This is a genomic window from Nocardioides sp. F233 (genome assembly GCF_057813895.1).
The window spans coordinates 371,315-378,968 of sequence record NZ_JBVASH010000005.1 but is presented as its reverse complement, the minus strand read 5'-3'; the positions used below and the strand labels follow the sequence as shown (position 1 = coordinate 378,968).

Sequence of the window (7,654 nt, the reverse complement as noted above, 5' to 3'; positions counted from 1 at the left end):
TCGACACCCACGGCCACGACGCCAGTGATCTGCAGACCGCGTTCGGTGACGTGGTCCGTGAGCTCGACCCCAACGCGGAGATCATCAACGCCGAGAAGGAGAAGGCGAAGGCCGAACGCGCCGCCCATCACGCCCGCCACCTCTCCTTCGCCGAGGACGGCCACGGCGGAGTGCGGGTCAAGGGCTACGGCACGGTCGAGGACGCCGAGAAGATCAAGGCCACCCTCCACCCCCTCTCCGCCCCGGCCACCACCGAACCCGGCACCTGCGGCGGCGTGAACAGGCAGCCCGGTCAGCCATTGTTCGACGACGACGGGGTCGCCACTGCCGCTGCGTGCCTCACCCCCGGCTGTGGGCACGACGGGCGTGACCCCCGCGATGCCGGCGCCCGGCTGTGGGACGCCCTCGTCGACGCCTGCGACCGGCTCGCCGCCACCGACGACCTGCCCCGCGACCACGGTTCGAAGCCCCGCATCGTGGTCCTCATCGACCAGGAATCACTCAAGCAGAAGGTCATCGACGCCGGTCTGGCCCGCAACGGCAAGACCCCGACCGGTGCCCGGTTCTCCGCGAGCGCCGTACGCCGCCTGGCCTGCGACGCCGAGATCATCCCCACCGTGCTCGGCACCCACGGTCAGGTCCTCGACGTCGGTCGTGCTCAACGACTCGTCACCGCCGCGATCTGGATGGCCCTCGTCATCCGGGACCGGCACTGCGCGTTCCCAAGATGCACCCGCATGCCCCTGGCGTGCGATGCCCACCACGTCGTCCACTGGGCCGACGGCGGTGCGACCAGCCTCGACAACCTCGTCATGCTCTGTCGCCACCACCACGTCCTCATCCACCAGACCCCCTGGGCCGTCCACGTCGACCCCGACACTCGACAACCCGTCTGGACCCCACCACCCAGACACACCCTCGAGAGCCTCCGGGCTGCCGGCGTCACCTACGCACCCGCGCAACCACGCGCCGCCTGACGAACACCCTCACTGCCGAGCCCGCGGGAACACTTCCAGCGACCGCCGGTACAGCGCGACCGCAGCCAGCTGCGAGTCCACCCCCAGCTTGCGGCGCAGCGACTTCACCTGACTGCGGACGGTGGCCTCGGCGACGCCCGAGGCGTCGGCGATCCGGCGGACCGAGAGGCCGTCGTAGAGGGCGCCGAGGACCTCGTACTCGCGGTGAGTGAGCAGCTCCATCCGGCGTACGAGTTCGCGCTGCTCCTCGGCGACGCTCTCCCACTCGCGCAGCGCCCGCTCGCGGAGGACGTCCGGGGTGGGCGAGCCGCCGGCGAGGGTGTCGCGGACGGCCTTGGCGAGGCCGGCGGTGGTCGTCGTGGTCGGCAGTACGCCGGTCGCCCCGGCACCGAGGACGGTGCCCCAGCGTGGGCCGAACTCGCTGTCGGTGAGGACCAGCCAGCGGATCGGGCCGCGGCTGACCAGGAGCTCCACGTCGTGCAGTAGGTCGGGGGTGCGCAGGTCGCAGAGGATCACGCCGACCGAGGCGCCGCTGCGGGCCAGGCCCTGGCGGAACGACAGCCGGCCGCCGCGCTCGGGCCACTCGAAGAGGACTGGGGCCAGGCCGCGCCCGCGCAGGGCTGCGGCGATCGCCTGGCCGACGAGCCTCCGCTCGGCGACCAGCGCGACGCGCCGGACCGGCTCCTCAACGGACATCGAGGACGACACGGTCGATCGTTCCGTGGAACTGGTCGGTGGAGCCCTGGGCGATCCGGCCGCGGTCGGAGACCTTGGCGCCGATGGACAGAGGGGCGTGGTCGAAGCTGATGGCGCCGGGGTCGCTGGTGACGGTCTGCTCCCGCGGATCGGCGCCGCCGTCGAGGTCCACCAGCCGCATGCGCACCGACGGGCCGGTCCGGGTGCACGTCAGCCGGTACCAGCGATCGGGGGTCACCGGCTTCGAGTCCTCGACCAGCACCTCACCGAGCGTCCCGGCGAGCCGGCAGGACGGGACCCCGTGGTCGAGCTGGAGCTTGAGCTGTGCGGGCTGGCCGAAGCGACCCCGCTGCACGAGGTTGTCGCCGTCGTCCTCCGGGCGTCCCGCGGTCGCGGCATCCGCGCGGAAGTCGACCGCCACCAGGAAGTCGCCGGTGCCGGGGTCGAGCGGGTCGGGGGCCGACGGGTCCGTGCGTACGACGAGCGCGGCCGCCGGGACCGGCCCCTCGGCGGCGTACGCCGGGGTCCGGATGGCCGAGCCCCCGGTTCGCCCGGGCGTCCAGGTGAGCCGGCCACCGCCCTGGGTGACGACGGTGATGTCGACCCGCGCGGTGCCGCCGTTGACCGTGCCCGGGACCATGTCGCCGGGCACGACCACCTGATCGAAGCCGAGCCCGAGGTCCACCTTGGCGAGCCCCTTCGCCGGCGGGCCGGACGGTGGTGCAGCCGTCGGCGTCACGGTGTCGCCACTCATCGCGCACCCGCCCGCGGTACCGATCGCGAGCAGGACCACCACCAGGGACGGGGCCGACACGACTCAGCCGCCCTGTCGCGCCGGACCCGCGAACACCACGCCCGGCCCCCACCGACCACCGCCGACCTCGGTGACCTCGCCGCTCGGCGCGCCAGCCTGGGCGTTCTGGGTCCACCCGGTCTGCCTCAGGCGCCGCGACCCGGTGACCCAGTAGAGGTGCTTGCCCGCGACGAACATCCCGCGCACCCGGCGCGGCGCGAAGCCGCCGACCCGGCGCGACGCCACCAGCCGCTGGGCGCCGACGATGCCGCTCTCGGAGTTGAAGTACCGGTAGTGGAGGGCGCGCGACCCGGGCAGGGTGAAGTAGATCCGGCCGCGGTCGTAGAACATCCCGGTCACGGTGGCCAGCTCGGCGTGCCAGGCCTGGAGCGGGACCACGCCGTCGGCCGCGTCGACCGGCTCGGCCGGTCCGTAGGTCGTGCCGTCGAAGGTACGGCGGGTGAAGGACCCGTCGCGGCCCGCGACGTACAGCCGGCCGTCCAGCACGAAGGCACCGGCGACGGCGCTCCAGTCCGGCCCGCCGCCCGGCGCCGCCGACACGGGGCCGACCCGACTCCCCCGCAGGCTGCGCCGGACCAGGTCGCTGCCCCGGCCGCTGTAGACCGTCGCCCGCCGCCCAGGCGTCCCCACGGCCGGGTACGAGGTCCCGCCCATCGGCAGCAGCGCGATCCGGGCTCGGTCCTGGTCACCGATCCGGTCCGTGTCGGAGCCGACCCACAGCCCGGCGCCCGTCGCGAGCAGGTCACCCACACCGACACCCCTGGTGCGGCCCGGGTTCCAGCGGAACGGCAGTCCGTTCGCGGGGCTCAGTGCGGCGATGCCCTGACGGGGGACTGCGCCCGGGCCGGCGCTGTTGACGCCGTACGGGTTGTTGAACCAGCGCTGGTGGCCGCCGACGTACACCGCGCTGGAGGTGACCTCGACCGACTGGAGCGTGTCACCCCCGGTCGACGAGATCCAGGACGGACGAGCAGCGCGGTCGGTGCCGCGGGTCTCGAAGCGCGCGACGCTGTCGCAGGGCGAGCCCGGACCGCCCGGACCGCCGGAGGTGGCGACGACGAAGTACGAGCCGTCCGGCGCGAAGTCCACGTCGCGGACGTAGCTGTAGTAGATGTCCGCGCAAGTGGCGGTGTAGAAGCGGGTGCGGAACGAGGTGACCCCCGCTGCGTGGCGCAGGTCGAGCACCGCGAGCTGCACACGTCGCTCTCCCTGGACCGAGCGGAAGTTCCCGATCAGCGCGAGGTACCGCCCGTTGGGGCTGACCGCCATCCGCGACACCGACGTCCGGCCCAGGCCGTGCCGGGCCCGGCCCGCGATCGTCAGGTCGGGCTGGGGCCGCGCGCGCCCGGTCCGGGCGGCGAGCACCGCGAGGGCGCGCTGCTTGCGCCCGCCGATCCGGGAGAACGCTCCCGCGACCCACAGCCTGTTGCGGACAAGGCGGAGGTCGCGGACCGGGCCGTCGACCCGGCCGGCGTCGAAGGCCGGCACGACCGTCCCCCCGGCGAGGGCGACCCGGGCGATCCCGGCCCGCGGCAGGCCGCCTATCGTGGAGAACTCACCGCCGACGTACACGGTGCCCGAGCGCCCCACCGCGACGGCGTTGACCGCTCCGTCCGGGTCGGGGTGGAACGCCGGGTCGATCCGGCCCGTCGCCGCGTCGAAGGCGAGCAGGCCGCGTCGCGTGAGCTCGACGTCGCTGCCGTCGTCGCGGGCCCGGGTGAAGGTGCCGCCGAGGATCATCGTGCCGCCGACCTGGACGATGGCGAGCACCTCGCCGTCGAGCACCTGCGGGGTGCCGGCGACCGGCACCTCGCCGACCAGGGTGCCACCGTCCTCCCAGCCGGCGGAGGCGGGCGTGACCAGCAGCGACGAGCCCAGGAGGGTCACGCAGCACAGCACGACAGCAGCGATCCGTCTCATGGCGACCTCCCCTCCCCACCGGTCCGATGAACGGGTTCTGGCGACACTAGGACGGTCCAACCGGCCCCGGCCGGGGTGCGCCGTTAGTCCCCCAAAATTGGTGAGCCGCCATCCGCGGGTGCCGGGTTCGCTTGGTCCATGACGTCCGCCACGTCACCGGGGGACCGGCCCGGACGGGGACCGACACGGCGTACCGTGCGCTGCTTCGTGGTCGGCATCGTCGGCCTGCCCGTGTGGTGGGTGCTGGGGTTGGCATCGGTCGTGCCGCTGGTGGTCGCCGTCGTGCTGGCACTGGACCTGCGGCGCCGCCGCCGGGTGATCGTCCCCCCGGGCTTCGGGTGGTGGCTGCTCTTCCTGGCCTGGGTGCTGCTCGGCCTGGGCACCCTGTGGGCCGCGGCACCGGGAGCCGAGACCGGCGGCGGCACGGGCCGGCTGATGGTGTTCGGCTACCGGTTCTCCTGGTACCTCGCCTCCACCGTCGTGCTGGTCTGGCTGGGGAACACACCCAGGGACCGGCTCTCCGACCGCGTCGTGCATCGGATGATGGCGGCGGTGTTCGTCGTCGCGGTGGCCGGCGGGCTGCTCGGGCTGCTCGCTCCGGACCTGTCGATCACCACGCTCGCCGAGCGGGTGCTCCCCCACGGCCTGCGCAGCAACGGCTTCGTGAGCACCCTCGTGTCGGCGCGCGCCTCGGACGTGCAGACCGTGCTCGGCGTACCGGAACCCCGGCCCAAGGCGCCGTTCCCCTACACGAACACGTGGGGCAGCATCATGTCGCTGGGCCTCGTGTACTTCGTCGCGACGATCGCGCGGTCGCGCTCCCGGTGGCGGCTGCTGGCACCGGTGGTGCTGGCACTCGCCGCGATCCCGGTCGTGTGGAGCCTCAACCGCGGGCTGTGGCTCGCGGTCGGCAGCTGCTGCGTCGGCCTGCTCGTGCTGCTGGCGACCCGCCGCAACCACACCGCACTCGCCGGCCTCGTCGTCGTGGTCGTCCTCGGCGGGTTCGCGCTCACCAGCACGCCGCTCGGTACGACGATCTCCGAGCGCCTCAGCCACCCGCACAGCAACGAGCGCCGCTCCCAGCTGCTCGTCGCGACGGTCGACTCGATGACCCGTGGCTCGCCCGTGGTCGGCTTCGGCAGCACCCGCAACGTCGCGGGCACCTTCACCTCGATCGCAGGCGGGGCGAAACCCGACTGCCCGGCCTGCGGCGTACCCCCGCTCGGGACCCAGGGCCAGCTCTGGCTCGTGCTGTTCTCGCAGGGCTGGGTGGGGACGGCCTTCTTCCTGACCTTCTTCGTGCTCGCGCTGCGGCGCACCTGGCGATGTCGCACGGTGAACCAGACCGTCGCCACCTTCGTGATCGGCGTCTTCCTGCTCCAGCTGTCGGTGTACGACACCATGGAGCTCCCGATGATGCTGGTGATGACGGGCATCGGGCTGGCCTGGCGCGAGCAGGGTGGCGGCAACCGGCTGCGGGCCCCCGGCGCCCGGGCGGTCGCGGTCGTGGCCAGTACGGCGGCCCTCGGCGGCCTGGTCGGCGCGGCCACCACCGTCGGCCATGCGCAGCAGCGCACCAGCACGGTGACGGTCGCGCTCACCCCCTCGCCGACCTACCTCGACGTGGGCGAGTTCGCCCGGGAGGTCACCATCGGGGCACTGGTCGACCAGCCCGTCGTCCAGCCGGTCGCCGCGACGATCGACACCGAGGCGGCCCTGGTCCGTACGCAGCGGGCGTTGGCCAGGGCCGGGCAACGGGTCGCGATGACGCCGGGCGAGCTGCGCGACGACATCAGCGTCTCGGCGCCGCCGCTGTCGACCGTGCTCGAGCTGACCCTGACCACGACGGCGGCGCACGATCCCCGGGCGGCCGCCCGGGCCGTCGCCGAGGAGTACCTGACCGCACGGCGCACCTACCTGGAGGACCGGCGCACCACGCTCGTCGCACGGCTCCAGGAACGGCTGGCCGCGATCGACCCGACCGACCCCGCCTGGGCCGCCACCCGCACCTACCTGCGGGCCGCGATCGACTACCTGACCACGCACCGGCCGGAGGCCGGGACGCTGATCCGGCTCACGCCCGTGCGCTCCGTCGGCGCCGACCGCGGCATCCCGGTGACCAGCGGACTCGCGCTCGGCCTGCTGGCCGGGCTGATCGGCGTACGCCTGCCCCGACGCAGGCGACCTCGGGAGAAGACACGGAACACGGAAGAGCCGGCACCCGCACCGCGCGTGCCCGCCGAGGAGGTGCTGGTCCATGCTGGATGACATCTGGCCCGACGTCGACGTCGTGATCGCGACCCACGACCGACCCGTCATGGTGCGCGAGGCGATCGCAGCGGTCCTGGAGCAGGAGTACCCCGGCCGGATCCGGGTGATCGTCGTGTTCGACCGCTCCGAGCCCGACCCGCTGCTCGTGCGCACCCAGGTCGAGCGACAGGTGGACGTCGTCCGCAACACCCGCAGCCCCGGACTCGCTGGCGCCCGGAACACCGGGATCCTCGCCGGGCAGGGCGACCTGGTCGCGTTCTGCGACGACGACGACCTCTGGCTCCCCGGCAAGCTGCTGCGCCAGGTCCGGGCGCTCGCGGCCGGCGACGCCCCCACCTCCGTCACCGGCATCGAGGTGACCTACGAGGGCACCTCGACGCGGCGGGTGCCGACGCCGGCCGAGCTCGAGCTGCGGCAGCTGGTCCGGCACCGGACGATGGCGGCGCACCCCTCCTCGGTCGTCGTACGACGCCACGACCTCGTGCACCGGATCGGGCTCGTCGACGAGGAGATCCCCGGCAGCTACGGCGAGGACTTCGACTGGATGATCCGCGCGTCCCAGCAGGGCGGCTTCGCCCTGGTCGAGGCGCCCCTGGTGCGGGTGCGGTGGGGCGGGTCCCAGTTCTCGCAGCAGTGGGCGACCATCGCCGCCGCGATCGACTACGGCCTGGCCAAGCACCCGGTCTTCTTCGACGACAGGAGGGCGCTGGCCCGGGAGACCGGTCGCAAGGCGTTCGCCCTCGCCGCCCTCGGCCGGCGCGACGCCCTGCCGTGGGCCGCCCGCACCGCCTGGAGCTCCCCGCTCGAGCCGCGCGCGTACCTCGCCGCGGCCGTCGCCCTGCACCTGGTGAGCGCCGAGCGGCTGCTGCACCTGGCGCACCGACGGGGGCACGGGATCTAGACCCACGGGGCCTGCCGAGATGACCGCGCTCGCCCTGGCTGCCCCGGCCCCGTTCTGCCTCCCGGCACTCCCCGC

General features: G+C 73.8%; 6 protein-coding genes. 3 read left to right on the top strand and 3 right to left on the bottom strand.

The window, feature by feature from the left end; all coding sequences use genetic code 11:
* Positions 1 to 977: HNH endonuclease signature motif containing protein (locus ACZYRU_RS20845; protein WP_488959007.1), on the top strand; the 977-nt coding region annotated here is incomplete at its 5' end.
* A gap of 9 nt (positions 978 to 986) precedes the next feature.
* Here ACZYRU_RS20845 and ACZYRU_RS20840 read toward each other — a convergent pair.
* Genes ACZYRU_RS20840 through ACZYRU_RS20830 form a run of 3 tightly spaced genes read right to left on the bottom strand, consistent with a single transcriptional unit; the run spans position 987 to position 4,407 of the window.
* Positions 987 to 1,673 carry a response regulator transcription factor gene (locus ACZYRU_RS20840; RefSeq protein ID WP_141800469.1) on the bottom strand — a complete coding sequence of 229 codons (687 nt, stop codon included), beginning with the start codon at positions 1,671 to 1,673 and terminating at the stop codon, positions 987 to 989.
* Positions 1,663 to 2,487, bottom strand: a complete 825-nt coding sequence (locus tag ACZYRU_RS20835) for a LamG domain-containing protein (protein ID WP_488959006.1) — start codon at positions 2,485 to 2,487, stop codon at positions 1,663 to 1,665. Before ACZYRU_RS20835 ends, ACZYRU_RS20840 begins: the two co-directional genes overlap by 11 nt.
* 3 nt (positions 2,488 to 2,490) lie before the next feature.
* On the bottom strand, positions 2,491 to 4,407 hold the full coding sequence (locus ACZYRU_RS20830; protein ID WP_488959005.1) for a hypothetical protein: 1,917 nt from the start codon (positions 4,405 to 4,407) through the stop codon (positions 2,491 to 2,493).
* Positions 4,408 to 4,545: 138 nt separating this feature from the next.
* On the opposite strand from ACZYRU_RS20830, the gene ACZYRU_RS20825 reads away from it, so the two are divergent.
* A complete protein-coding gene (locus tag ACZYRU_RS20825) occupies positions 4,546 to 6,675 on the top strand; it encodes an O-antigen ligase family protein (RefSeq protein ID WP_488959004.1) in 2,130 nt (709 codons plus the stop codon).
* The gene (locus ACZYRU_RS20820; protein ID WP_488959003.1) at positions 6,665 to 7,579 is read left to right on the top strand and encodes a glycosyltransferase family 2 protein; all 915 of its coding nucleotides are present in this window, start codon (positions 6,665 to 6,667) and stop codon (positions 7,577 to 7,579) included. Before ACZYRU_RS20825 ends, ACZYRU_RS20820 begins: the two co-directional genes overlap by 11 nt.
* Positions 7,580 to 7,654: the final 75 nt, after the last annotated feature.

What these genes read in the sequence shown, in the direction of transcription:
- ACZYRU_RS20840 (WP_141800469.1), bottom strand. Translation starts at nt 1,673, where the DNA reads ATGTCCGTTGAGGAGCCGGTCCGGCGCGTCGCGCTGGTCGCCGAGCGG.
- ACZYRU_RS20830 (WP_488959005.1), bottom strand. Translation starts at nt 4,407, where the DNA reads ATGAGACGGATCGCTGCTGTCGTGCTGTGCTGCGTGACCCTCCTGGGC.
- ACZYRU_RS20825 (WP_488959004.1), top strand. Translation starts at nt 4,546, where the DNA reads ATGACGTCCGCCACGTCACCGGGGGACCGGCCCGGACGGGGACCGACA.
- ACZYRU_RS20820 (WP_488959003.1), top strand. Translation starts at nt 6,665, where the DNA reads ATGCTGGATGACATCTGGCCCGACGTCGACGTCGTGATCGCGACCCAC.